This is a genomic window from Alteromonas sp. 5NS40-0096 (assembly GCF_057544385.1).
On record NZ_BAAJLQ010000001.1, the window covers coordinates 978,623 to 1,004,098 of the forward strand.

General features: G+C 43.3%; 23 protein-coding genes. 4 read left to right on the plus strand and 19 right to left on the minus strand.

The genetic code is table 11. The features are described from left to right. Positions 1-51: 51 nt before the first annotated feature. The 9 genes from AC27G9_RS04480 to AC27G9_RS04520 all read right to left on the minus strand — a co-directional run bounded on the left by AC27G9_RS04480 (position 52) and on the right by AC27G9_RS04520 (position 12,728). Positions 52-4,257, minus strand: coding sequence for an EAL domain-containing protein (locus AC27G9_RS04480; RefSeq protein ID WP_487071445.1), 4,206 nt, complete (start codon positions 4,255-4,257; stop codon positions 52-54). Between the two features lie 21 nt (positions 4,258-4,278). After that, positions 4,279-4,803 (minus strand): hypothetical protein, encoded by a 525-nt coding sequence (locus AC27G9_RS04485; protein ID WP_487071447.1) that lies wholly within the window; start codon positions 4,801-4,803, stop codon positions 4,279-4,281. 11 nt (positions 4,804-4,814) lie between these two features. Next, entirely contained in the window at positions 4,815-5,018 is a 204-nt protein-coding gene (locus AC27G9_RS04490; protein ID WP_487071449.1) for a hypothetical protein, read from the minus strand. Positions 5,019-5,119: 101 nt separating this feature from the next. Further along, positions 5,120-6,427 carry a ribonuclease J gene (locus AC27G9_RS04495; protein ID WP_487071451.1) on the minus strand — a complete coding sequence of 436 codons (1,308 nt, stop codon included), beginning with the start codon at positions 6,425-6,427 and terminating at the stop codon, positions 5,120-5,122. 247 nt (positions 6,428-6,674) lie between these two features. After that, positions 6,675-8,843 carry a S46 family peptidase gene (locus AC27G9_RS04500; RefSeq protein WP_487071453.1) on the minus strand — a complete coding sequence of 723 codons (2,169 nt, stop codon included), beginning with the start codon at positions 8,841-8,843 and terminating at the stop codon, positions 6,675-6,677. A 156-nt stretch (positions 8,844-8,999) separates the two neighbouring features. Next, a complete protein-coding gene (locus AC27G9_RS04505; protein ID WP_487071455.1) occupies positions 9,000-9,368 on the minus strand; it encodes a DUF2750 domain-containing protein in 369 nt (122 codons plus the stop codon). A 10-nt stretch (positions 9,369-9,378) separates the two neighbouring features. Beyond that, positions 9,379-10,776, minus strand: a complete 1,398-nt coding sequence (locus AC27G9_RS04510; protein ID WP_487071457.1) for a M16 family metallopeptidase — start codon at positions 10,774-10,776, stop codon at positions 9,379-9,381. A gap of 2 nt (positions 10,777-10,778) precedes the next feature. Further along, the gene (locus tag AC27G9_RS04515; protein WP_487071459.1) at positions 10,779-12,197 is read right to left on the minus strand and encodes an insulinase family protein; all 1,419 of its coding nucleotides are present in this window, start codon (positions 12,195-12,197) and stop codon (positions 10,779-10,781) included. A 231-nt stretch (positions 12,198-12,428) separates the two neighbouring features. Further along, complete coding sequence (locus AC27G9_RS04520; RefSeq protein ID WP_487072057.1) at positions 12,429-12,728, minus strand: metalloregulator ArsR/SmtB family transcription factor; 300 nt, start codon at positions 12,726-12,728, stop codon at positions 12,429-12,431. Between the two features lie 177 nt (positions 12,729-12,905). Between AC27G9_RS04520 and AC27G9_RS04525 the strand changes: the two genes are divergently transcribed. From AC27G9_RS04525 to AC27G9_RS04535, 3 genes are all read left to right on the plus strand, one after another. Next, positions 12,906-13,250, plus strand: coding sequence for a rhodanese-like domain-containing protein (locus AC27G9_RS04525; RefSeq protein WP_487071461.1), 345 nt, complete (start codon positions 12,906-12,908; stop codon positions 13,248-13,250). Between the two features lie 114 nt (positions 13,251-13,364). Continuing rightward, positions 13,365-14,312, plus strand: a complete 948-nt coding sequence (locus AC27G9_RS04530; protein WP_487071463.1) for a LysR family transcriptional regulator — start codon at positions 13,365-13,367, stop codon at positions 14,310-14,312. A 79-nt stretch (positions 14,313-14,391) separates the two neighbouring features. Further along, positions 14,392-16,269 carry a putative bifunctional diguanylate cyclase/phosphodiesterase gene (locus tag AC27G9_RS04535; RefSeq protein WP_487071465.1) on the plus strand — a complete coding sequence of 626 codons (1,878 nt, stop codon included), beginning with the start codon at positions 14,392-14,394 and terminating at the stop codon, positions 16,267-16,269. A gap of 294 nt (positions 16,270-16,563) precedes the next feature. On the opposite strand, the gene AC27G9_RS04540 is transcribed toward AC27G9_RS04535, so the two are convergent. The 9 genes from AC27G9_RS04540 to AC27G9_RS04580 all read right to left on the minus strand — a co-directional run bounded on the left by AC27G9_RS04540 (position 16,564) and on the right by AC27G9_RS04580 (position 21,788). Then, positions 16,564-16,929 (minus strand): hypothetical protein, encoded by a 366-nt coding sequence (locus AC27G9_RS04540; RefSeq protein WP_487071467.1) that lies wholly within the window; start codon positions 16,927-16,929, stop codon positions 16,564-16,566. A 109-nt stretch (positions 16,930-17,038) separates the two neighbouring features. Further along, positions 17,039-17,500: a hypothetical protein gene (locus AC27G9_RS04545; RefSeq protein ID WP_487071469.1), complete on the minus strand. Its 462-nt coding sequence runs from the start codon at positions 17,498-17,500 to the stop codon at positions 17,039-17,041. 543 nt (positions 17,501-18,043) lie between these two features. Next, complete coding sequence (locus AC27G9_RS04550; RefSeq protein WP_487071471.1) at positions 18,044-18,397, minus strand: hypothetical protein; 354 nt, start codon at positions 18,395-18,397, stop codon at positions 18,044-18,046. Between the two features lie 117 nt (positions 18,398-18,514). Continuing rightward, positions 18,515-18,841, minus strand: a complete 327-nt coding sequence (locus AC27G9_RS04555; RefSeq protein WP_487071473.1) for a hypothetical protein — start codon at positions 18,839-18,841, stop codon at positions 18,515-18,517. Between the two features lie 121 nt (positions 18,842-18,962). Continuing rightward, positions 18,963-19,277 carry a hypothetical protein gene (locus AC27G9_RS04560; protein ID WP_487071475.1) on the minus strand — a complete coding sequence of 105 codons (315 nt, stop codon included), beginning with the start codon at positions 19,275-19,277 and terminating at the stop codon, positions 18,963-18,965. A gap of 618 nt (positions 19,278-19,895) precedes the next feature. Next, a complete protein-coding gene (locus AC27G9_RS04565; RefSeq protein WP_487071477.1) occupies positions 19,896-20,249 on the minus strand; it encodes a DUF805 domain-containing protein in 354 nt (117 codons plus the stop codon). A 105-nt stretch (positions 20,250-20,354) separates the two neighbouring features. Continuing rightward, positions 20,355-20,768: a DUF7684 family protein gene (locus AC27G9_RS04570; RefSeq protein ID WP_487071479.1), complete on the minus strand. Its 414-nt coding sequence runs from the start codon at positions 20,766-20,768 to the stop codon at positions 20,355-20,357. Between the two features lie 60 nt (positions 20,769-20,828). Beyond that, positions 20,829-21,185 carry a hypothetical protein gene (locus tag AC27G9_RS04575; protein WP_487071481.1) on the minus strand — a complete coding sequence of 119 codons (357 nt, stop codon included), beginning with the start codon at positions 21,183-21,185 and terminating at the stop codon, positions 20,829-20,831. Between the two features lie 114 nt (positions 21,186-21,299). Then, on the minus strand, positions 21,300-21,788 hold the full coding sequence (locus tag AC27G9_RS04580) for a hypothetical protein (RefSeq protein WP_487071483.1): 489 nt from the start codon (positions 21,786-21,788) through the stop codon (positions 21,300-21,302). A gap of 966 nt (positions 21,789-22,754) precedes the next feature. Between AC27G9_RS04580 and zapE the strand changes: the two genes are divergently transcribed. After that, entirely contained in the window at positions 22,755-24,188 is a 1,434-nt protein-coding gene (gene zapE / locus AC27G9_RS04585) for a cell division protein ZapE (RefSeq protein ID WP_487071485.1), read from the plus strand. Between the two features lie 305 nt (positions 24,189-24,493). Here zapE and AC27G9_RS04590 read toward each other — a convergent pair whose 3' ends face one another. Next, positions 24,494-25,390: a hypothetical protein gene (locus AC27G9_RS04590; protein WP_487071487.1), complete on the minus strand. Its 897-nt coding sequence runs from the start codon at positions 25,388-25,390 to the stop codon at positions 24,494-24,496. Positions 25,391-25,476: the final 86 nt, after the last annotated feature.

The window sequence follows — 25,476 nt, forward strand, 5'->3', positions numbered from 1 at the left end:
ACTGAATTTCAATCAATTAGGTAAAAAATGGTGGAACAAGTGCACAAAAGACTAATTCCACTTTTTGGGAAGTGCCATTGCGATATCTGTCGCGGTCATGGGTTTAGCGTAATAATAGCCTTGGTGGAGGTGACAGCCCAACTCAATCAAATGTTCGGCCTGCTGCGCCGTTTCTACCCCTTCGGCAATCGCTGACATATTCAAACTGGCTGCAAGATTAATCGTAGTGGACAACAGGGCTTCTGCTCGCTTGGAGTTAGTCATGTCGTCAACGAATGACTTATCGATTTTCAGCACTTGTAGTGAGTATCGCTTCAAATACGACAGTGAAGAATACCCCGTACCGAAATCGTCCAATGCCAGCCAGAACCCCGCTTGATTCATTTCCAAGATTTGGGCTGACACTTTCGTCGGGTTATCTATCAACACACTCTCGGTCAATTCAAATCGCAACGCGCTTACAGGCAAGTTGGCTTGGACCAAGGCGTCTTGGATTCCTTCAATGTCGAGTCCTTCTTTAAAATGTAACGCTGACAAATTAATAGAGACATACCCCTTAAAACCATCTTGGTACCATTTAGCCAAATCCTCTATCGTGCGACCAATAGACATATGGGTAACGTCAATGATGTAGCGCAACTCTTCCAAAATAGGGATAAATTGAACGGGTGAAAGTGGGTTGTCTGCGCCGTGGCGAAGCAAAAGTTCTACGCCATCCATATTTCCCGTCGCCGCATTGATAATCGGCTGATAATGGTTAATGAATTCGTTGTCGGTGTACGCTTTTTTCACGATATTTTCCATGTGTAAGCGCGCTTTGGCTTGCGTGTTCATTTCGGCCGTAAAATACGCAAACGCCGTCACCGTATCCTTTTTGGCCGAATACATCGCCACATCCGCCTGCTTGATCAGTTCAGCTGGGCTCTCAGCATCATCTGGGTAGTAGGCTACGCCAATACTACAAGACACACTTACCACATCTTTACCTAAGGCCACCGGTGTTTCTATGGATTCAATCAAACTTTTGAGGAAAGACCCAAGGGTTTCTGGGGACGGGACTTCTTCGATTATGATAACAAACTCATCTCCACCTAAACGCGCCACGGTATCGTTGCCAGACACCATATTCGTCATGCGGTTAGCTACGACACGAAGTAATTTGTCACCATAATCATGGCCAAGCGAATCATTGACGCCTTTGAACCTATCGAGGTCGACAAACAACACTGCGAGTTTGGTATCGTGAATTCGCGCATTTTGAATAGCATGCTCAAGGCGGTCCAATAGTAGACTGCGATTAACCAAACCTGTTAACGCGTCGTAGTTGGCAATCTTGATAAGCTTGCGCTCTGCATTTTTTTGTTCAGTGATATCGGAAAAGATGACCAAATAATGCATGGGTAAATGGCCGGTCTCCCCTATCGCCGATATTGAAATCAATACGTCTCTTTCTTGGCCAGACAAGGTCGTGACTGTGTCCTCATCTTTCCAAAAATCGCCGCCTTTCAAACCGTGAAGATGACTAAAAAGTTGTCTTTCTAGACGCGGCGAACGACTTATTAAACGCTGAATCTGTGTATTGAGCGGGTCGTTACCGTTGATACCAAATGCAAGGTCAAACGCTTCATTTGACGCCAAAGGTCGACGGTCAATATCAATAATGATTACCCAATCACGAGTCTGTTTAAACGCGTCACCAAATACTTTCACCTGTCGCTGTGCATTCTCGAGATTTAACAATTGGGTATGACGCAACCAAAAATAGGCAACCACTAAGCCTACAATCACTAGGCCGTATGCGGCATAGGCGATAGGTGATTGCAGCGGAGGATACGGCTTTTCTATCGTGATATAGGCCGGCAATATTGTGTATTTGACGCTTTGGGTAGAGGGTACAACCTCAAATCGATATTCGCCGGCGCTCAATAGTCCAAAATTGACCTTGGGATCTTTGGTTTCAGCTTGGCTGACAACTTCGCCGTTGCGACTTAGAGAATATCGGAACACCGTTTGTTCAGATATATCGATAAGCATTGGAGAAAATTCAATCGTCAGGCCGTAGTCATCGTGATTCAACGTGTAATGACGTTGTGATGCGTTATTCAAGGTATTGGGTAGTTGCCGGGATTCAAGCGATACATTGGTGATAACCATAGGCTTGGTAACCGCGGTGACACCTAGCCATTGTTTAGAAAGCTCTTCGGGGTTGAAAATCACCATACCAAGCGTTGAGCCATAGACGATTCGTCCATCACTTAACTTGGCACTGGCGTTTTCGTTAAATTCGGATACGCCCAAATCCGTTCCATAGCGATAGTGTTTAACGGCCTTTCTTTCGGGCGAAAACACGTGAATACCACTGTGTGAACTGAACCAGATATTGCCGTTTTCATCTAGATTCAAACCATACAATATATTGGAGATAAGCAAGTTTGATTTATCAATAAAGTAACGTTGCTCAAAAGTATTTACGTCCAACCCAGTAAGCCCAAGCCCTGGCGACGCTAACCACAAAATACCATTGCTAACCACCCAATCAGACACGGCTGCATTTTTAGAGCTCAAGTTGCCTATGGCAGCGGAGACTTTTTCGACCTCTAAGGTATCCGTATCTATGGCGTACAATGCTCCATAGGTAGAGAGCAACATTCGGTTGTTAAGCGCTGGCTCTTGACCAAGAAAGCCCAATGCAAAGTCGACATGTACGTCTTCAGGTAGCGTGATTGCTTCAATAGATTTAGTGGTAAAGTCGTATCGGAGAAACTCATCGCCTATAAAATACAAACGGCCTTCATCATCAACGCCGATACCAATTGTCCACGAATCAAATACCGATTCGTAACCTGGGGTAACAACTTCAGGTATCAATGTTTGTTTGGAATCCATATCGAACAAAATGACGTTGCTTTCGTAGGTTTCCAAATACAAGTACTTATCATCCAAAGGCACCATTTTGCTGATCGTTGCTTTTTCCTTGTATAAATAGCGGCTGTTCTCTTGAAGATAAAACTCACTTGCTCCAGTATCGAGGTCATAAAGCGTTAGACCATTCTCTGTCGCCACCCACAGCTCTCTCTCATTGCGTTGATGGAAAGACCAAATTGAGTTATCACTGAGAGGCTTATCTTCATCCCAGCGGGAATTTTGTATATGAGAGAAATTCAGCGTTTGAGGCGACCAAAAGTGGGCGCCGCCGTAATAACTGCCAAACCAAAGGTTCTCACTTTCATCAATAACAACGGAAAAAGTATCAGCTCTCGATAAAGCAACTGGCCCCGCTCCAGGTTCTAACAGGTGAATTTCGGTCCATTGCTCATTATCCAGTAAAGAAATTTGATACAAGCCCTCTTCAGTACCAAAGTAAAACTTGCCTTGATAAGCATTGGCGATACTCCAAATATTCCTGTCTTTGAGCATTGCTTGGCTGGAAACCGTGATCGACTGTTGCCAACTAGCATTAACGATGTCTTCAAATTCAGTACGATATAGACCTCTGACGGTTCCAATCCAAAGGTACCCAAATTCGTCAATGAGAAGTTGCTTGACGTTATTGCTGTCTTTATCTGCTGGCATACCGTCTAGAAACTCAATATATTGAATTTCTCCTGTCGATAAATTGACAGCCGTAAGACCATGCGTGCTACCAACCAACAATACCTCTTTATGAGCAACTGCGAACCGAATACTTTCGACTCTCTCTAGCTGTTCTTCTGTCAATGAATACAGCTTTTCATAACTATTTGATTTTGGATAATAACGCACCACGTCTTCGTAAAAAGACATGATGATACTGTCTTGATACTCAAAGAAATTACGGGCGCTTTGGTTCCAATCTGATGAATGGCGATAGGGTAATTGTGCAACGGCGTGATACGTAGATGTTTTTCGATCTATTCTCGTAACACCACTCAGATAAGAGCTCACCCATATATTGCCGTTACTGTCTTCCAGTAAGGCCTCTATCGCTTCATCTTCAAAGGGGACATTTTCGCCTTTAACTGGAGCAATACGATGGCCATCCCAGCGGTCGAGACCTCCTTGTGAACCAATCCACAAAAAGCCATCGGAATCAATGAGCAGTGCCGTTACGTGATCCTGCTGCAGGCCATCATTGGTAGAAAGCACTTTGAATGCGGGGTTTTTAACAACAGGAACGGCGTCCGCCGCAGATACCCAGAGACAAAGGGATAAAGCAAGAATCGCAAGCCATTCACGCTTTAAAAAAGATGAGTAAAAAGACTTAGTGTATATTTTCAAAATATTGAACAACCAATTGTGCTACCCGACCCTGGTCTGCCTAATATTAAGAATCCTAATTGCGTTTCGAATTACTTCAAAAATAACGAAGCCAAATACGACTGTCGATAGCACCATATTGACTATCGGTATTCCATCCGTGTACATGGTGACTAAATAGTTGGTTTCGAATATAAAGCGGTCAAAATAACGCGCGACTTGCACTATGCCAAGTATCAAGTACACATACATAACAAAACTTGATACCCAATCCAGTTGCACCTTCAACGTTCTAGAAATCTGCACCAAAAAGTACACAAACAAAATATCGGTTGCCGCAAACCCCGCATACCATAAGAAATAGATAATCGAGTAGTCAGCGTAAGACGTGTATATGTACCAAAAATAATGCTCTATTCCCAGATGAATGACTTCAAGAAGTGTTAAGCCCAAGAGCACGAACGAAAACACTGTCAGCCTTTTGACCGTAATAGCATAGACAAGCAGCGCTGCTAGAAAAAGTAGCGCTGCAAAAAAGGGGGATTCTGCTATTACTTCTACATTCATTCACTTACCGATCATTTTTTGTCTTTAGACTTCGGCTGGTCTGGAATCTCTCTACCACCACCATTGCCCTGTGTCGACATAGTACACGCGGTTGGAAAAACGCTGCATACTGAATCAACAAATCCGACGTCCGACGACTTGGATTGCTCTGCAACTACGGCCGTTGATAATAACCCGATGCCAGTCACAACTGCAATTTTTATATATTTTTTCATGGTTTACTCCAAAAAGTATAGTCAATAAAACGATTGAGCACAGAATATTGTGCAAGCGCTTTATCCTCCTATATCGGAGTAAAATCAATTGTCCTTAGGGATTAGGATTGATCCATGGGTATGCGCCCTACAGGGATTAATTGGCGTCGGATGCCAGTGACTGGGGCAAGAAGATAGACATCGCCATTTCGACCGACATAATGTTTTTGCACCCCGCTTTGTTTGGCTATTTGACCATGGGCAGCAAGATGTTCATCTTCACCGTGAACAGGAATAGCAATCTCAGGTTTTACCCAGTGATACATCAGTTTGAGTTCATCTTGGCAAGGATGACCGCTTGCGTGAATGGGTAATGGGCTTGATTCTGACAGTACGGTCTCAACACCCATGGCGTTGAATTTTGCCAATAGACTATTTACTGCTGGTTCATTGCCCGGTATGACAATACTCGAAAAAATCACAGCATCACCGCTATCTAGTGCAAGGTGAGGATGAGTGTCATTGGCAAGCCGGCCAAGAGCGGCTCTGGACTCCCCTTGACTACCCGTTGCCACCAACAACACCTCTTCTCTGGGCAAATAACCAATGTGTGCACTATCGATAATTTCACAGTCTTGCGGCCAAAACCCCTGTAGTCTCGCAATACTATACATATTCAACAAAGAGCGACCAATTAGCGCCATGTATCGGCCCGTGGACTGCGCAATTTTGGCCAATGAGATCAATCTAGCAATATTGCTGCCAAAGCAAGTGACGATAACTCTGTGATTTTTTGCGGCGATAATCGACTTTAAACCGTCGTGGCATACTCTTTCAGATATCGAAAATCCGGGTTTGTTCGCGTTGGTCGAATCCCCTACCAAGGCAAGAATATTTTCTTCAGCCAGGGATTTGAACAAACTCGCATCAAAAGGTTTACCCGTGATGGGCTGGGGGTCTATTTTCCAATCGGCAGTATGTAACACTTTCCCCAAAGGGGTTTGAATCACCAAAGCAAATGGTTCGGGTATACTGTGGGTCATGGAAACCCAGCGAAGACTAAATGGGCCAAGTTGATAAGTTTGTAGCGGGTCGATTTCAATAATCGGCACTTTGCCATCAAGCCCGACCTGTGCCAACTTTCGTCTCAACACTTCAGCAGTAAAGGCCGTCGTGTACACTGGACATTTCAATCTCGGCCACAGATACGGTAATCCCCCAACATGGTCCTCATGGGCATGAGTAATGACAATACCAACTAGGTTTTCTTTTTGTTTTGCAATAAAGGAAGGGTCTGGTGCCACTACATCAAACTTATGCGCCGAAGCACTGGAACCATTCAAATAGCTTGGCACTAAGGGTTCATCAAAGGACACACCACAATCAACCATTAACCACTTGTTGTCGTGACCATATAAATTGAGGTTCATACCAATTTCGCCTGTGCCTCCTAGAGGAACAAAACAAAACTCATCTTGATTTGGGAGAAAGTTGGACAAAAAAACGTACCAATGAATAGTTGAGAAAGCGCAATAGAAAGCAGGTTTATGTCTTTTACTGCTGGCCTTATAGTATTGATCAATGGTTGGGGGAAAGTCACGTTCTCGACGTGAATTCGCCTTGATTTTGATACAAAAAAGCCGGCAAATTGCCGGCTTTTAAACGTTATATTCGTCGTTACTTAGCGATCTTCATTTCTTTGATCAAATTCTCAGCACCGTCGACTTTTTCCATTACCCACAACATGTAACGCGTATCAACGTGAATAGAGCGGGTCGTACGAGGGTCGAAATCCCAATCTGAGTTAACAGACTCGATCGTACCATCGAATAACAAACCAACTAGCTCCGCTTTACTGTTAAGTGTTGCAGACCCTGAGTTTCCACCTGTTGTATCTAAATCAGACAAGAAATTAACAGGCACAGTACCCAGTGATGACAAGGCGTAATCACCGTATTCTTTTGCTTCAATCAAGGCCAATTGAGATTTGGGCGAATCAAATGGTTCTTTTCCAGTATCTTTCTCGGTAATACCTTCAAGACGAGTAAAGGGCTCGTAGATAAGGCCATCTTTCGGTGAACCACCCATTACGGTTCCATACGTTACACGCAAAGTGCTGTTCGCATCAGGATATGTCACTACGCCTTGAGACTGTTGCCAAGCGATAATCGCACGCATGTATTCAGGCAATAACGCATCGGCCTCACCGGATAACGTTTTGCCCTTATCTTCGATGTCTATCTCAACCGGAAACAGCGCAATGGCTAACTTAATAAAGGGATCATTGCTGGCTTCAAGTTCGGCTTTGGTTGCCGTAAGTAGCTCAATCCGGTTATCCACGTTATCTAGCTTGGTCGTTTGATACAGGCGATCGAGCTTGCTATCGATATCCGCCGGTAATTTACCTCCGCGCAATCCAAAGAAGTCATCTAATACCGCAATACGGCCCGACTTTGCTTCTGCGTTGTAACGGGTCATGAACATTTTCCAAACCGCAGCATCTACACTCGGGTCGAAACGGCGATCAATTGACGTTAAACGCTGTTCGAGACGCGAGCGATCACGTTCTTGGAACCCAGGCTCGCGCTGCGCATCCGGCTTTTCGCGCTCAACCGCATTGCGGTAAAGGGTTTGTGCCGCAGACAACAAGCTAGCTCGAGTCATATTGTTGTACCAGAAATTTTGCTTACTATTTGCCGCAATTTTATCTCGTACAACGTCTAACTCGCTAATAGACTTAGCCATTTCGCTGCGTGAAGCGCTCTGTCCTAACCAGTCGCTGAGAGCTTGTTCGCGATCGCGTCTTCTATCGACTAAGCCAACGCGCTCTGCTCCCTCAACTTGACCATGAGTGTTCTTCAAAAAGTTATTCAAGCCAGCGAGTAAAGACTCATACTTAATTCGCGCATCACTACCTTTAGGCGCGGCTTGTTCGATGGTCGCAATCCATTCGGTTACCACATCGATATACGTTGGGTAAAACCAATTAAATACATAGTCAACCTCACTCAGCCTAGCATAGCGATTAGTTGAACCGGGATAGCCTGCCACCATGACGAAGTCGCCATCCTCTACCCCTTTGGCTGAAACGGTCAACACGTGCTCAGGTTTGTAAGGGATATTGTCTTTGCTAAAATCAGCAGGTTTGCCGTCGGGACCAACGTATGCTCGATAAAAGGCGAAGTCACCTGTGTGTCTTGGCCACATCCAATTGTCGATATCACCACCATACTTACCGATCGCATCAGCTGGCGCGTAAGCTATGCGAACATCGCGTATTTCTAATTGCTTTATCAGCTTGTATTCCATGCCATCAAAAAACGCAGGTACAGAGCAACGATACCCAGGTTCAGCTTCACATTCTGCAATCAAGGCTTTTTGACGTGACTCAATAGCGTCGTAGCGCTCGCGCCCCGTCATTGATGCGGGTAAGTCGCCAATGACTTTATCAGTTACATCATTGAACTCGACCGTAACGTATACCCGAGAGCCTGGCGCTGCGGGTAGCTCTTGGTCATACGCTGTTGCCAAAAATCCATCCGCCAAGTAGTTGTTTTCGGCGGTGCTGTTGTATTGAACCGAGCCTCGAGCACAATGGTGGTTGGTGACCACTAGACCTTGTTCGGATACAAATGACGCTGAACAGCCGCCCAAAGAGACGACTGCGCCCATTGGGAAACCAGTCAGATTAGTAAGAGTCGAAGGGTCCAACGCCAAACCTGTTTTTTTCAGGTCTGCGGCGATTTCTGGGAGCTGTTCTGGTGTGAACATGCCTTCTTTTGCTGTCGCTGATACACTTGCTACTATCAGACCAGTAGCAACGCAAGCACGAAGGTAACGTGACATAACGTCTTCCTTGTATTGTTGTTATAGAGTAACAATATCTTACCGTGTTAACAGAAGATAGCGGTTACAGGTTTTGTTAATAAATGTTTCAATATTTTAGAAACAGCCGAGAACACAAAACAAAAAAGGTGGCCTAAAGCCACCTAAATTGATTCATTATCCAGCCATTTTCGAAAGCAATTGCACGAACTCTTCTGGCGATACCACTTCCCCATCCTCTCCGGGAACTGGGCACAGCATAACCAAAAGATTGTCTGCCGTTAGGCCACTAATCCAACGTTCGTGAAAGTCTCTTAAACTAATCGCTAGCGGACGACAGGCATCCCATTCATCAGTTGCCCATAATTCAGCCATTTTATGCGTAGGCCAAACTGGTACTCCGTCTTCATCATCAGTTGTCAACATCACACAGCCGTCGTCATCAGTGAGTACCCAAACTTCTTTCTGCTCTAGAATGTGCTTGACCATCGCATCAGCACGTTGCTGTGCAGACATGGTTAACAACGACGATTCAAATTCAGACATACAATCCTCTTTAATTTTCACTTTTTAGTACAGGCAACCCCTGTACTTCTTCGAGCTGAGACTGCATTTGCGCCTCATCTCCAACTACTACCAACGACATTTTATCAAGGCTGAGGTACTTAGTCGCGACTTTTGATATTTGTTCAGCAGTCACCGCTCTTACTAGCGTCGAATATTCGGTCAAGCGAGACTCAGGTAGACCATTTACCTCTAGATTGATCAATTGGTTTACCACCCCGCCACGAGAAGAATTACGCAACACAAAAAGGCCTGCCATGTAGTTTTTTACCCCGGTTAGCTCTTCCTCTGAAGGCGCTTCGGTTTGAATCAATTTAATCTCTTTGACAATCTCATTGATTGCTGCGCCCGTCGATTCAGCTTGAATGTCTGCCGCTTCATACCATACTGATGCGTCGACATAGGTATTCACCGCACTTCTCGGAGAATACGTATAGCCTTTAGTTTCTCTTATGTTCGTGGTAATTCGGCTAGAAAACATACCTCCTAACATCGTGTTCATCACTGACAATGGGATGTATTCTTCATCGTTTTCCGTTAACACTCGTTGCCCCATGCGCACTGTAGATTGCGGCGCATTTTCTCTGTCTATCAAGACAAACATCGGAGTGCCTACCCTTTCCGGAGCAATAACTGGCTTTGACGCATTTCCTGCTGGCATAGTGGAAAAAGCGTTAGCAATCGCTTTGCGCACAGCCTCCTCATCAAACACCCCGGCGACATAGACATGAGAACGTTTGGCAACAAAATTGGCATCAGCGTAGGCTTTCACGTCGTTGGAAGTAATGCTTGCGAGTACCTCGATGGAAGGGTAAATCAATGAGTATGGATGAGATGAATACATCATCTCGTAAAACGCTTGTGTCGATTGGCCTTGCGCTTGGCTTTTCGCTACTTCAATAGAACGAATCATATTTGCAGTGGCTTTGTCTACCTCGGACTGGGTATAGCTCGATGCCGTCGCGAGTTTACCGATAAGCGACACGGCGTCACCTGCAAACTCGCTGAGAACATCGATCTCTAGCTGGCCATTGTTCATCGATGAATAGGCAAAGATTTGCCCGCCCATCGAAGCCGCCTGTTCTGCAATTTGCTGCGCATTTAAATCTGCCGTGCCTTTGGTCACAAGTTCATACGTGATATCGGCGACACCGGCCTTTTCACCCTCATCATAGTTACCAGCTAAATTGCTAAACACCACGGTAGCTTTCGGCGTTTTACCGTAAGGCACCAACGTCACACGCAAACCATTATCAAGTGTATAAGTGGTCTTTTCAGGTAACACAAAGTTTTTTGGTTCACCGGGCTGAGGCGGTTTTTCCATTGCCAACGGCCCAAAGCACACTAGCGTACCAAGCGCAAAAGAAATGAGTTTTAATGTACTTTTCATGACTATTCTCCCTGTTGCAACTCAGCATTGGCGGTTAACAAGCTAAACACCGTGCGGTTTTCCTTTACCAAAAACGTTTGCGCCGTTTTCTGAATAAGTTCTGGTGTCACTTTCGCAAATTCAGCCTCGATTTCATTAATTCTCGCAGGGTCGTTATCAAACAAAGCAAAACACGCCAACAGATCAACCTTACCCACCCCTGAATTACCTTCAATGGTATCGTACAGTTCAGAACGCAGTTTGACTCGTGCCCGGTTCAATAACTCAGGTGTAACAGGTTGATTTTGCATCTGAGTTATTTTTTCGTCGATAAGCGCAGTTATGTCTTGTGAGCTGTGATTGGGTTCGTGAATCATCGCAGCGCTCCACAATATCGGGCCATTGTAATTAAACATGTTACCTAACGCGTTGACCCCGCCCCAGACACCACTTGTCACCGCATTTTCTGCAACTAAAGATTGGTGCAATAAGCTGTCATCCCCTTGCAAGAGAATTTGGTCAATTAACCCCATTGCATAGTACTCTGGAGAGTTTCTTTCTGGCATTCGATAACCGACAGCATAAGCAGGTTTAGGGGCCAGCGGATCAACTTGGCTCACTATGCGTTCTTTGGTTTGGGGTAACTCGGAGATATCAGGTAATGCTTTCAACTCCCCTTTCGGAATGTCAGCAAAATATTGTTCTATCCAATCAAATGTTTGATTAACATCGACATCACCAACAATGACCAAAGCAGCGTTGTTTGGTGCGTAATATTGATCAAAGAACACCGACACATCTTCTAATGACGCCGCATCTAAGTCTTCCAAATCGCCGTAAAAATTGTGGGCGTTATACCAATTGTCAAACGCGTATTGCGGTAAGAACAACCAAGGGAAACCGCCATACGGACGGTTGAGAACGTTCACTTTTACTTCGTTTTTCACGACCCCTTGCTGATTGGTCAACTCTTCCTGTGTGATATTTAGGCCTTTCATGCGATCCGCCTCCACCCATAGAAAGGTTTCTAAAGTATGAGACGGAACAATTTCGTAGTAATTGGTAAAATCAAATCGAGTCGAGCCATTGCTGATACCGCCGTTACCGTTGACTAGCTTGTCGAATTGCCCTTTGGGCAAATTCTCAGAGCCTTGGAACATCATGTGTTCAAACAAGTGGGCAAAACCTGTGCGGTCTTGTGGTTCAATCCTAAACCCTATGTTGTAGTAAACCCCGATAGCAACAATTGGCGCAGTCTGATCAGGGGACACAACGACCTTCAGTCCATTTTCTAAGGTACGATAGTGCACCGGTACGCTTAAACCGGCTGTCGTGTTTTCGACCACAGGTTCAGGTGTGGTTTTCGGTTGTTGTGATTCTGGATTCATGCCACAGCCAGAAAGACCAGTGGCTAATATTGCGAGACAAAGATAACGCTTCATTTCAATTCCTTCGTAAGCACCAATTTCTATTGGTTTCTCTCCAATTGCGCCCTTGCTTTAACACGGTCTATGCAATGATAGTGTGATGCCGCGAGATTAGGCTACTATGTAACCTAATCTATTGATTCAAGCTCTGTCAAAGATTGGCAGGTAAATTACCGAAAAAAATCGGCAAGCGGAAGCGAGAGAAGATTGGGTCGGTCGCACAACCCTAAAAAGTACTATTGGCGATTATTCTTCTTTGCAGAAAAACTCATACAACAAAGCTATGGTGCGCTCAACTCGCTCATCAGCGAGGCGATAATAGATGGTTTGTCCATCACGGCGTGTTGCAACCATCTCAGATTCTCGAAGTAAAGCAAGATGCTGGCTGATAACGGGCTGCGTGACGGCAATACGGCTCAACAAGTCGCTGACGGATAATTCATTTTCTAGTAGCGAACACAAGATCATGAGTCGAGTCTTGTTAGCGATGGTTTTAAGATACTTTTCCGCGTCTTCGGCACGAGACAGCATGTCTGCTGGATTCATAGCATTGAGATTTTTTGTTTTTGATTGTGCGTTCATCATAAATTGATTTTTCAGGAGATTAAAGCAACCAACCTCTCCATTGGGTGAAATTTAGACTTAAGTATTAAATCAATATGCGTGACTTATATTCATTTTTCATTATATTAGAAAAGGGTAATATAAATAAGAGAAAAAGCAATGATCAAATCACTTCCCCAACGATTATCTGACATTAAGTCGAATGCCGTACTCATCAATGCCGAAGCGGTTCGCCAACTACTTGCCGAACAACTCGCACTGGTTATCGATGTAAGGGAACCACAAGAGTATGCTCAGACCCACGCCGATTCTGCTATCAATATTCCTCGCGGCGTGCTCGAAATGCAGGTGATTGAAAAAGTATCTACGCCTGACTTCCCTATCGTGCTTTATTGCGCGAGCAGTGCAAGAGCGAAACTGGGAGCAGAACAGTTGGAGAAAATGGGCTACACCAATTTGTATGTCATCACCTGTCCAATCGACGTTATTGCGAAAACGCTCTAAAAAAACGATGGTTACATATTCCATTGTTTCTCTGTAGAACAGTAATTTGCACTATCATGGGAGATAAGCAACGCGTATTATGACGTGTGATAAAGGTAGTCAGTTGGAATTGTTATGTTAAAAGCGACCCTTGAACAATGGCGTATGTTTAAAGCAGTGGTAGAAGCCGGAGGCTTTAACCAAGCAGCACAAATGGTGCACAAAAGCCAATCGAGTATTCACCACGCTGTACAAAAGTTGGAAGACAGCTTAGGTGTATCCTTGTTCGCCAATGAAGGTCGCAAGGTAAAGCTGACTGAAGCCGGTGAACTCATGCTTCGACGTGCTTCATTTTTACTCGAAGAAGCCCACAAAATAGAAGAAGTCGCCACTAGCCTAGGTGCTGGAACGGAGGCATCACTTCGCATCGCTGTTGATATCATCTTCCCACCCTCGCTGTTGTACAAGGTCTTGGATAAAGTCTCGCAGGCCTATCCGATGTTACGCATCGAAATTATGGAGACGGTATTAAACGGTGCTAATTCGCTATTAAAATCGGGGCAAGTCGACATCGCTATTTCGCCATTTACCTTTTCTGGTGGATTCAGTGAAGACCTATGCGAAATTGAATTCGTAGCCGTCGCCGCGCCATCTCATCCTCTTCATCAATTGGGGCGCGCATTGACCCTAGAAGATTTAAAGTCACAGCGACAAATTGTAGTGCGTGACTCTTCCAAAGATCACAAAGTCGATATGGGTTGGCTGGGCGCAGAACAGCGTTGGACGGTAAGCCATGTCAGAACATCCATTGACATTATCAGTAAGGGCCTTGGGTTCGCGTGGCTACCCGTCGCCATTATTCGAGACGAATTGGCAACCAAGCAACTCAAACCGCTTCCCCTACAGCAGGCGGGTGTCAGAAAATCAATTATGTATTTGAATTTTGAAGACGGAGACAGGCTTGGTCCCGCCGCTCGCGCTTTTATCGGCGAATTGCGTTATCAGTCGCTGCAGTTGCCATGTGCACAAGCCGTACTGGACGAATCTGACAGCCAAAGTTTTCAAAATAAAACATATACATAAGTGAAGTCTTGGTTTAGTTCGCCTATACTGTCGAAAAAACAGCATTCGGGTTACAGCCCCGTTCTCGGCAAATGCGAACATGACAACGTCACAAACACCTTTTCATCCTGACATTTTTGTAAGGCGCAGAGTACTTTTTGCTTCGCTTACTGTCGCTGTGATTGTCGCTGTTATTTTTATTACTGTGGCCTATAAATTGGCAACCGATATCGGCAAAAATTTGGAGAAAAACCTACTCGACGGTTATTTCAATCAACTTGTCATTAACCGCACTACAAACCCGTCTTCCCAACACACTTCTTCACAAAAACAAAGCGAAGCAAACCCACTATTGCTCGGCTTCTACGAACTTCACCAAGGGACGGTAACCAATCACAAAGCCAATGCGCTCGTGCTCTCTGCAACTGAGTTAGAAGCGCTGCTTCAGTCGTTGGACGAAGACAGTTACGTTGAGTATCGCAATAACGTCACTTACGTTACTCAATCTAATATTGATGGTGTTAACGTCATTGCACTCTGGCGCTCCAAAACATTGGAACGAATTCTGGACTCGGCGTCTTCTACTCTCACGTTCACGGCATTTATCACGCTTTTGATTACCTTATGGTCGAGTATTTTGGTATCTGCCTTAATCAGTAAACGCGTGGCAAAACGAAACGAAGAATTAGAGCAGCTCGCTATGCACGACCCGCTCACGTCATTAAAAAACAAAACGTGTCTTCAGGTTTCATTCAAACAATACATCGAAACCAAGATTGAGCAGGGGCAGTCTATTCCTCATGGATCGTTGCTTTATGTCGACCTTGACCGATTTAAAGAAATAAACGACACACTAGGCCATGAAACCGCCGATGCGCTGCTTGCCATGGTCGCGGAGAGGTTAGGTAAAGTCGTTGGCGACAAAGGTGAAACATTTCGATTACGCAGTGACGAGTTCGCTATTTGGATTGCTGAAGAACCAATGGACGTGGCTCGAGAATGTGCTTTTGAGGTCCTTTACTCGTGCAGAAAGCCCGTTAAGATTGGTGGCCAAGCATTGGAAATCGGCGCGAGCGTTGGTCTTGTTTGTTATCCAAACCAAGGGACAGATATTGACTCTTTACTGCGTTGTGCCGATACCGCAATGCTGCACGCTAAAAAGCAGCGTCTCGGCGTTCAAGAATACGATGCATCTCTGGCCGATATCACTAAACTTAGCGTTACCTTGCGAGGCCAACTACACGCGGCCATGCAAAGAGAAGAGTTTCAACTTTACTACCAGCCCAAAGTCGATTTAAAAACGCAGCAAGTCATTGGTGTGGAAGCGGTTACCCGTTGGCATCATCCAACTGAGGGAGAAATTGCCCCATCGGTATTCATAGAGTTGGTTGAGCAAAGCGGAATTGTGCACGCCTTTACACGCTACATCTTGGCTGCCGCAATAAAGCAGATAAACCATTGGTATCTAAATGGGATTAGTGTACCAATTGCGATGAACCTATCGCCGTATAATATGCTAGACAAAGCGTTTATTCCTTTTATCAAACAAATGCTCGATGCGCATCATTGCCCTCCCCAATTGCTTGAATTTGAATTGACAGAAAGTGCAACCATGATTGACATCGCGGCTACCAAACAATTTATGGCAGAGCTCAATGCCCTCGGCGTGAAAACCTCGATTGATGACTTTGGTACCGGTATGAGTTCTTTCGCGTATATCAAAGACTTAAACATCGATTCCGTGAAAATTGATAAATCCTTTGTCACCAATGTCGTCAATGAACGCAAAGACTGTAAGATTGTCGAAGCGATTATCAGTTTGTGCAAAACCCTCTCCATCCGTGTTATCGCTGAGGGGATAGAAACCGAGCAACAAGCACAATTACTCGCGGACTTGGGTTGCGATATAGGTCAGGGTTACTATTTCGGCAGACCTCAATTGGCCAGCGATTTGCGCCTTAACAACACAGAAGATTAACGCTCCCCCTTTTTCACAAAGACGTTAATGGCGTTTGACTAAGCACTAAAGCCGTTAACGATATCGCAGTAATTCATATCTCATCTTAGACATTTAATTTCAAATTGGCTTGACCCGGCAGTTAGCACAAAACATACAGCCGTTTTCCACATTTTAGGGCTTTGTTAGTAGATTAATGCTGATAAGAGAAGTCGTTAGCTGAAGAGATGAGCGATCAATTTACTTGGAATGCGGACGTTCAACCCTTGTTCGGTTTGAAGAGGAAATTATCACCATTATCGTTTGTTAGGCGTACTATTTAAAAAATGCTTCTGTTTCTTGCAACAAATCAATGTCAGTAACGACACCAGACATATATTTTGTTTTACCCTGTGAGCTTATTAACACGTAACCAGTTTTAGATTCAAAACTGTTTTGTTTGACTGTTACTTCAATCCCCAAGCAAGTATTTATTTTTGATGGTAATTTTTCAATAAATACAGTTTCAAGATTTCTTGTATTAAGCGTTTTATAAATGGAGTTATAGAAATACCAAAAATCCGATATCAACTCTGAATCACTTTCTGTTTCTGGCAAATAAAAAACAACAACGCCTAAACATTGCTTTGCCATTGTATGGAAAGACATTGACAAAAATACTATTAAAATCCAAGTTTTCATCACAACTCTAAGTATGCATAATGCCCTAGTAAGCGGCGGATAATAGTTGACTATAATTGTGAACGAAGTGAATGCAGTCAACGGTTATACGTCCGAATTGATTGACTTATTATGTATCGTTTACACCACTATTCGTTTCCAAAAATGCTAAAAGCTCATCTAGCTTGTCTGTTTGGGTTGAGATGTAGACTTTACCGTATGATCCAGCATCTGCCACTATAGCTTCAATACCATTGTTACTAAAAGGATAAAACTGTTCGATAGATTTAATCGGTATTTGCTTTTTAAGAAACCAATAGTTTCTACCAATCAAATAATCACCTTTAACTTCAACTCCAGCAAATTTAAATATAAATGCGATGAAAAAGGAGAAAGCTACTGAAAAAGCAACAATACCGAGAAAGAATAGCGGTAACTGGGCAATAGTGACATGTTCAAAAGTTATATCTAAGCTCATATCATTTTTAAAGAACCTAAAAATAAATAAGAGAGCGACAGGAAAAGAGATCGCTAAGCTAATAAACTTGGATAATTTTTTCCACAATTTCATCCATAAAACTGGATACCGCACCAAAACCTCCCTAGATACATAACGGGCAAAAATACGTAAGCTATAATTCCGAGCGATCCGAAGGGAGCCTACGTGTTTTTGTCCCTAACGAGCGCAGCAAGTGTTAATACGTTTGTTATGGGCACTTTTCTCCATGCCTATCATATGGATACAATTGAAGCTCTTTGCAGTTAAATCCATAACACTTAACGATAAAATTGATGCAGCGTCCACCACCTCTATACATGTAAGAAAAGTCGGCGATGTCTCTATTTTCTGAAATGATGATCTTCAGATTTTCATTTGGAAGGTTATTATGTTCCAAATATGCAAGCACAGTCTCGGTGGCTTGCTCTTGCATTTCCGGAGTTAATTCTTGAGATTCGTGTGAGCATCCAAAAATTAAAAAAAGCAGCAAGAGTAAAATACTGTTCTGGTTCATCAATTGTGCCCATAACAACAAGCTAAGGGGCAAAAGCACAATGCGAAAATGACGAAGCCGCACTGTGTTTTTGTCCCAGCAGCCCGCGCAGTGGGATGCGACTCAAGCGTTTGTTATACACGCTAACCATTGCAAGATACGTCTTTATCTGGCCTCAAAGTGATGAAAAAACTTTTACCAAGATCATTGGAAGTTACATAACCACATTCACCTGATACCTCTTCGTCAGAATCAAACTTGACGTGATATTTATATGTTCCATCACTTTGATTGAGACTGTAGTAAATAACCTGTATGTCGCCTGATTTCAACGGACCAAATGTTAAAGTGTTATTCGGCAATTCAACTGTCACAGACTGAACAAATTGCAATGAAAGGTTTTCAATCTTTACACGAGGCATTAGAGCGATATAAGCTCCATACGCAAGCACGCACAGTAACAACACAGTAAGAATTAGAAAACTCAACTTTTTCACAGGTGCTTCCTAAAAAGTGTATAACGCCTTATTAAGGGGCTGATAAATACTTGGCCATACTGTGTAGCGAATCGGAACCGAGCCAAACTTTAGCAGTACAGTTACTTTATTGGCTTGTTACATGTTTTTACTTCGTTCTTGTTTAATAATTTGAAGTAGTAAATCAATTCTACGATTTGTTTTTCTACTATCCGCAGCAACCATGCCTTGCACAAACGAGGAAGCAAAAAACACTACACACAACACTTGCAATAGACCTGAATCTATTTCGAAGAAGCTATTCGCTATTAATAAAAATGCAAATGGTGCAATTAAGAGCAGGACATCTTTAAAACCAATATCTCTAGACCCAAGCTTATGAAACTCATCCAAATCATTTTGATGAGCACTCATTTTATCAAATTCGATTTTAGCTTTTACGTTTAGTAGTTCTTCATTATCCATGATCAACTCCAATCCTTAGAAATAGATAACTCCCGCATTTACGGCGGTTTTGAAGCGAGGAACGAACGCAAAACCCGTCCAAGCCACTTAATAGCTGTTGCAAGATGCGTTTGTTATGCGTTTACCCACCAGCATAAATAAAGACAGGGGGCATATCCCACCTCGTGCTGCTAGAGCCGCCAATATCTTTTTTAACTAATTGCGGTAAATACTCTACCCAAGCTAACCACTTAATTCTATTTTTATGTTCGAGAATTAACTCTTTTCTGTAAGCGGTTGATAGTAGAAACGGCCAAGCAAGATATATAAAGCGAGGTCCGCTTGCTAATTCTGCAAAGAAATCTAAAGCGTTGCCTAAAACGGGAACTTTAGATAGCGCTACAGCGAGGAATACCCCGAAAACAAGTAAGCTAATTACAGCAACCAAAATTTCCATATACAGGTTTACCTAACACTAAGCTAAGGGGCAAAAATACAATGCGATAATCGCGAAGCTACATTGTATATTTGTCCCAGCAGCCCGTGCAGCGGGTTGCGACTTGAGCGTTTTGTTATACGCCATGCTAGTTTAATCCTCCATACGTTCCGTACCAATAACATTGGGGTATGGAACAAAACCAAAGCGTTTTTTGCAGTATGCAAAGTGAATCATGACTACGCAAAATAACAGAACAAATATGAGCCAATGATTTGGTCGAAGTAAAATTATCAAAAATGCTAGAAGTGAGAGTTCAATAGTTGATTTTGTAAACCATTTCTCATGTTCTTCAGATTCGAAAGTTAGCCTCGTATTGCCTCCTCGAAAGAACAACTCTTGTATATTTGATTTGCAAGAGGGGCATAAAAAGCCACGTTTAATTCCTTCCTTATAAGCATCAATAGCTTCTCGACAAGGGAAGATAAAACTACATTCGCTGCAACGATATTTCATAGTGACGTATAACACTAAGCTAAGGGGCAAAAGCACAGTGCGAAAATGACGAAGCCGCACTGTGTTTTTGTCCCAGCGCCCGCACTCGGCGGGTGCGAACTTGAGCGTTTTGTTATACGTAATTTACGATTTGTAAATGGATTTTCCATACTTATTGTCTTTAAAATCACCGACTGTGAAGCTACAGCCTACGACTACTATAAGCCATCCAATGATAGGTAATAACTGAAGAACACCCAACCAACCGAAACTATTGAAGTCATGGTATCTTTTTGTTGTTAAAGCGAATAACGGCCAAAGCATTAGTATTGTTATTATTCCTGCCAGTTGTTCGTTTATATAGTAGAAAGGAACTGTGATTAACGTTAACGGTATCCACCATTTGGAAAACTGGACTCTACCTATCCTGCCTTTGAAGCTAAATAGTAAAGGCAAAATTTCCATTTCTTTTGTTTTCTGACTTATTTGAGATTCCATTCATTCCTCTTGGTTTGCAATTGCGTATAACACTAAGCTAAGGGGCACAAACATGGCGCTAAACTCCGAAGAAGTACCGTGTTTGTGTCCCTCTTGAGCGCCTTGTTATGTGCGTGCATATTCATTTAACAGTTCCTGCTCTTTGTTTGTTTTTGAAACATGGATTAATAGCGTATTCTCGATATTTGCAACAGGATGTGAAGCATTATATTTTGCAAAGTAAAAAGCTTCTGTCAAAGGCTCTTTGTCATGCCACGTGGTTATGACTAGCTCTTTCTCTGGTATTTCCTTTGAACCAAATTTTCTGATAATCGAATTGTCTACCGCATCATCCCATGAGCTGCAATCTACTCCCCAAGCAGACATATACAAACAACCTGAACTTACCAACCAATCGCAAATAGTTTCCTGCCAATCAACAAGAACACTATCTTCGGAAATAATTACAGCTCGAAATGGTTTCAAACCTTCAACGAGTGGCGGTTCAGAATTTGGTTTAACCTGAAAATACTTAATCATTTTCGTAGCACATAACGCTGCGGATAACGGATGGAGGTCCGTTGCTGCGCCTTGTTATGCTCATTTTCCCCAGACATTAACAATATCTCTTAGATAGACTGTGTCCGGATCATCTTCGTCTCTATATAGATAACCGATGTCTTTTAGTATCTCTTGAGAGACTAGTTCTTCAATGAGTTCATTAGTGACATCTCTATATGATATGAGGTCGCATTTTCTTCCTTCTGAAAATGGCCAATCACTATCAAAATCACTCACGAACTGGATCTCATCGCCTTGGTTTTGAAGTAGATACCAAGTGACAAGAGCAGATTGTGCTGAACCTCCAGCTAATTCTCTTTTCTTGCTTCCATTCAGATGACAGAAAGAAATGAGTTCCTTCTTTGTCTGATTCACTAGTTCGAATTCAATTCCCATAACTACCCAAGAGCCCCCAATAAGGGGCTGATAATGCTTTGACTATACTTGTTAAGCGAAGAGGAGCCGAGCCAAGCTTTAACAGTCCCACTTTATTGGCTTGTTATATGCCGTTTACGCAAATGGCTCGACAATATACTTTTTTAATATGTCAGAATCTAAAAATTCACTGTATTGCTTTGGAATACGACCATTAAAAGATTGAGCATACAAGCTAGACCAATCTATAAAGTAACCTAAATGAACAGCATAATCCCGAGCATCGTCGAAATTTAATCCTAACTTACGAGAAATATTTTCATATATTTCTCTGTTATCAAATGGAGGCTCGTCATAATCCATTCCAAATACGTCAGCCTCAGTATACCAATTTTGGTGGCTAACTTGCTCGTTAGTAACATCTCCATTGATAAAAGACTCTGCTGTTCGTAGCGCAATTTTAAAAGACTCTTGAGGTAATAAATCTAATTTTTGTTCGCAGCAATCAATATAGAAAAGTTGTAAATCCTTAACATAACCATTGAAACGTTCTTCATTATGATTTTTTAGCTCAGTAAGCATTAATATTACGTCTTTAGTTGAATTCCACTCTTTATTGTCCATAGGTATATAACATCTTATTGTGAAGACTTAGCAGTAACACCGAGCTGGTTTCACGCAACAAATATCCACATTTGCATTTAATATCATCAATTTACAATAATTTACTCGTTAAAAAACACTTTTTCTATATGTGTTACTGAGAATTCTCAGTAATTACACATCGTTATTTATTGGAGAAATTAATGAGTCGAAGTCCCTTTTAGAAAAAATTCGCAATATCATGCGCACCAAACATTATTCTATTTAGACAGAGTAAACCTACCTAACCTTTTGAATAAAAAGGTCAGAGCCGAATAAATACACAGTACTCAATTTCATTGGGGTTTCTGGAGACTGAGCTTTGAAATTTACCCTCACCAAAACTCCTTGAGACTTTATTATAGAAAAACCTGTTGGTTCGGAGCTAGCTACTGAGATTGGGAAATTGTCGCAACAGGTTACTAAAATCTCGCTACGCTTTTTTGAAACGATGAACGCCATGCCCCTCACTTTTCATTGAGCGAAATATCATCATACGATTAATCAAACTTGGCCTCAGACAAGTCGGTATGAATGAAAGTAATATTCAGCTAGGTTTGTACATCTTTAGAAGCGCTTGTATTCAATACTTGATCACTCGGAAAAAGTTGATTGATAGAAGGAAAATAGCCGACTTTCACTCGACAGGTTGTAGACTTTGGTATCGGCACGTGTGAGCCAATCTGTTGTTAAAAATAAAAAAGGTGTGCCATGGTTCATTTCATAGTTCTTGAGTGGTTTCGTGTTTTGTGTAGACAACGAACACGCCGCCATGAAAAGCTATTTTTAGCTATATTATTCAATTGGTTATAATGAACTTACACAAATTAAACTTCGAAACTTAAGTCTCTATTACAAATTCATTTGATACCCAAACGGAAATCTATCGTACTTTACCACCATGTTAATAAATTCATCAGTCACATGATGAAGACGGTGATGAACAATATGGCAGTACAACAACGCGTCGCTCAGCGCTCCCTTCCAACAGGCCCAGTGACAGCAGCATATGAACTCAAGGTGGATGCAGGCGAGGTGCGACGAGATGACGAGCAAGTCGCTTTGGCGGCAAAACTCGATGCCCTCCACGAGTCTCTTACTTCGCTCCCACCAATACCCGTGCACACCGAAGATCGGACAAGCCGCGGTCCTCGATTACTGGCACGGTCCCTGACATCCGCCCTATCCTTTCTTCGAAAGAAGTTCCACTTGTGGTCTTCTGGTCCTCCCCCTCTAGGTATTTATATTCATGGACCGGTCGGAGTCGGCAAGAGCTTTTTAATGGATCTCTTTTACGCGTCGGTTACTGTGCCTGATGATGATTCTTGCAGTAAAAATAACAGCCACAAACACGCAAAGATTACAAAACGCCGCGTTCACTTTCATGAATTCATGCTAGACGTCCATCATCGAATCTTTGTCTACAAGCAAAAGCACCCAAGAGATGATGCGCTCCCCATCATCGCGCAACAATTGGCACAAGAAGCCCAACTCCTCTGTTTCGATGAATTTCAAGTGACAGACGTTGCCGATGCCATGATTTTGAAACGCCTGTTTTTATTATTATTGGATTGGAATGTCGTGGTGGTGGCAACTTCGAATCGCCCTCCCGATGCCTTGTATAAGGGTGGTATCAACCGTTCCCTCTTTTTGCCATTCATCGACATGCTGAAAGACACGTTCGACATTATTTCCATGGAAGATTCCAGTGTGGATTATCGACTCGAAACTCGATCAGATGGTCAATCCTATTTTTGGTCAAACAAAGATGTGTCTGGGAATACCAATAACAACATACAGGGGCAGTTGGAAGAAATATTTGGGGGCACTGCATCCGAAACTAACGCCGAAATCATTCCTGTCCTCTTTGGTCGCAATGTCAAGGTCGCCCGATTGAATCACAGGTGCGCCTGGTTTGACTTTTCCGAGTTGTGCTACCAACCGCTCGGGGCGGCCGATTATATTTCCCTCTGCTGCCGATTTCCGGTCATCATCATGGAGCGCGTCCCTCAACTGGACGCCAATCACCTCAACGAAGCGCGACGGTTCGTGACCCTCATTGACGCGTGTTATGAATCTCGCACCCGCTTGGTGTTGGCGGCACAAGTTCCGCTCGACGAGTTGTTTGTCGATTTTGAAGCGTACGTCGAAAGTGATGATGGAGATGGAGAATTGATTGTCAGTGAGAAAGGGGGTAACTCGAGTTCCTTTGCGACAACCATGATTCGCACCAAAGAAGGAGAATATTATGAGTGGTCGGCGACCGGCCGAATTGGCGTGTCACTGGCTCAATTTTCGTCCGCCAATGATCTCGCCTTTTCCTTTCGACGAGCTGCGTCTCGATTGGTAGAAATGGGTGGAAAGGAATGGGGACGGCAATGAGAAAGGTCTTTGCCTTGTAAGACATTTAACCGATAGCAGAGTATACGCTTGCGTCAGACTGCGCTGCAAAATACTGACATACATTTATTTATGCGTATGCCTACTTCGTCGAATTAGCTGACGTTTATTATCTGCTTTACGTACATCGCAGCTCTGCATAGCCAGTCGCAACTTGAGACAATGTTTGGGCGGTCAGGCTTCTTCAGCCTGACCGCAGCTTTGTGTCATATGGAGACGGTCGCGACAACGATTTTTTCTCGAGTAACGTAACGTGGTGAATTGTTGAATTTCACCTTGCGATGTTTTTATTGTCTGTTTTTAAGGTCTTCGATAACTTGTGTAGACACCCAGAATACATCTGACTGCTGTTTCCCACTGTCATCACTGCGCGGTACCATTCTATTGAAGAAAAGATATTTTCCGTCTGGTGATACCATTGGACCACCTTCCCTAACTTCAGTATTGATGGCGTTACCTAAGTTGATCGCATCACTCCAAGAGCCATCTTTGTGCCGGAAGCTGATAAATAGGTCGGCTTCCCCATAGCCATCGGCTCGCTCGCCATCCCAAAGTATGTAACTCTCATCGGGGGCAATAAAGGGATGGGCATTCCACCTGCCAGTATTAATCTCTTTTGGCAAAGGCTGCGGATCTTCGCGTTTGCCATCAATCAATCGCGAATAAAAGAGCGTACCATAACCGTCCTTGTGTCTGGCATTTTCATCAAACACCAAAGTCCCATTGGCAGATGCAGTGAGACCCATGATACGAATCTCTTCAAACTGTGGGCCAAGACTTTTCCATTCAGACCAGCCATCCGCAATACGCTCTCTATACTTCGACCTGTGATATTGGGTTTGCCCATCTGGGGAATAGAATGGTTTCACCATATTGTCTGGCATCACAGTCTTATGCCATTGGTTATCGACATTCTGGAAAATATGGCTTTCTGGTTGCTCAACTTCGCGAGAATGCCTCCACCGTTTAATGTAAATTGTGTTCAGGTCAGGCGAAAAACCGACAGAATCGCCCCATTTTTCTGTATTTACAATACCGAGCGCAAAGGGTTGCGGCGTTAACCCTGGTGGCTTTTGCCCGAGATAGGGATATAACAGGGCTGCGGATGTGTCCTGACAATGACTTTTACTGCTCATCGTCACCATCAAAAACAGCAAAGTAGCTGGAAGACGAATTTGTTTCATGGTTTGTCCAATTTGAATATCTTTAAATTATTCATTAATTTAAAAAAATAGGACGCAAAACACCTGACGTCTCTCTGACTTATGGC

Bases quoted from the DNA above. Each gene is read 5' to 3' on its own strand.
- AC27G9_RS04485 (WP_487071447.1), bottom strand. From the start codon at position 4,803: ATGAATGTAGAAGTAATAGCAGAATCCCCCTTTTTTGCAGCGCTACTT.
- AC27G9_RS04490 (WP_487071449.1), bottom strand. From the start codon at position 5,018: ATGAAAAAATATATAAAAATTGCAGTTGTGACTGGCATCGGGTTATTA.
- AC27G9_RS04495 (WP_487071451.1), bottom strand. From the start codon at position 6,427: ATGAACCTCAATTTATATGGTCACGACAACAAGTGGTTAATGGTTGAT.
- AC27G9_RS04500 (WP_487071453.1), bottom strand. From the start codon at position 8,843: ATGTCACGTTACCTTCGTGCTTGCGTTGCTACTGGTCTGATAGTAGCA.
- AC27G9_RS04505 (WP_487071455.1), bottom strand. From the start codon at position 9,368: ATGTCTGAATTTGAATCGTCGTTGTTAACCATGTCTGCACAGCAACGT.
- AC27G9_RS04510 (WP_487071457.1), bottom strand. From the start codon at position 10,776: ATGAAAAGTACATTAAAACTCATTTCTTTTGCGCTTGGTACGCTAGTG.
- AC27G9_RS04515 (WP_487071459.1), bottom strand. From the start codon at position 12,197: ATGAAGCGTTATCTTTGTCTCGCAATATTAGCCACTGGTCTTTCTGGC.
- AC27G9_RS04520 (WP_487072057.1), bottom strand. From the start codon at position 12,728: ATGAATCCAGCAGACATGCTGTCTCGTGCCGAAGACGCGGAAAAGTAT.
- AC27G9_RS04525 (WP_487071461.1), top strand. From the start codon at position 12,906: ATGATCAAATCACTTCCCCAACGATTATCTGACATTAAGTCGAATGCC.
- AC27G9_RS04530 (WP_487071463.1), top strand. From the start codon at position 13,365: ATGTTAAAAGCGACCCTTGAACAATGGCGTATGTTTAAAGCAGTGGTA.
- AC27G9_RS04535 (WP_487071465.1), top strand. From the start codon at position 14,392: ATGACAACGTCACAAACACCTTTTCATCCTGACATTTTTGTAAGGCGC.
- AC27G9_RS04540 (WP_487071467.1), bottom strand. From the start codon at position 16,929: ATGAAAACTTGGATTTTAATAGTATTTTTGTCAATGTCTTTCCATACA.
- AC27G9_RS04555 (WP_487071473.1), bottom strand. From the start codon at position 18,841: ATGGATAATGAAGAACTACTAAACGTAAAAGCTAAAATCGAATTTGAT.
- AC27G9_RS04560 (WP_487071475.1), bottom strand. From the start codon at position 19,277: ATGGAAATTTTGGTTGCTGTAATTAGCTTACTTGTTTTCGGGGTATTC.
- AC27G9_RS04565 (WP_487071477.1), bottom strand. From the start codon at position 20,249: ATGGAATCTCAAATAAGTCAGAAAACAAAAGAAATGGAAATTTTGCCT.
- AC27G9_RS04570 (WP_487071479.1), bottom strand. From the start codon at position 20,768: ATGATTAAGTATTTTCAGGTTAAACCAAATTCTGAACCGCCACTCGTT.
- AC27G9_RS04575 (WP_487071481.1), bottom strand. From the start codon at position 21,185: ATGGGAATTGAATTCGAACTAGTGAATCAGACAAAGAAGGAACTCATT.
- AC27G9_RS04580 (WP_487071483.1), bottom strand. From the start codon at position 21,788: ATGGACAATAAAGAGTGGAATTCAACTAAAGACGTAATATTAATGCTT.
- zapE (WP_487071485.1), top strand. From the start codon at position 22,755: ATGGCAGTACAACAACGCGTCGCTCAGCGCTCCCTTCCAACAGGCCCA.
- AC27G9_RS04590 (WP_487071487.1), bottom strand. From the start codon at position 25,390: ATGAAACAAATTCGTCTTCCAGCTACTTTGCTGTTTTTGATGGTGACG.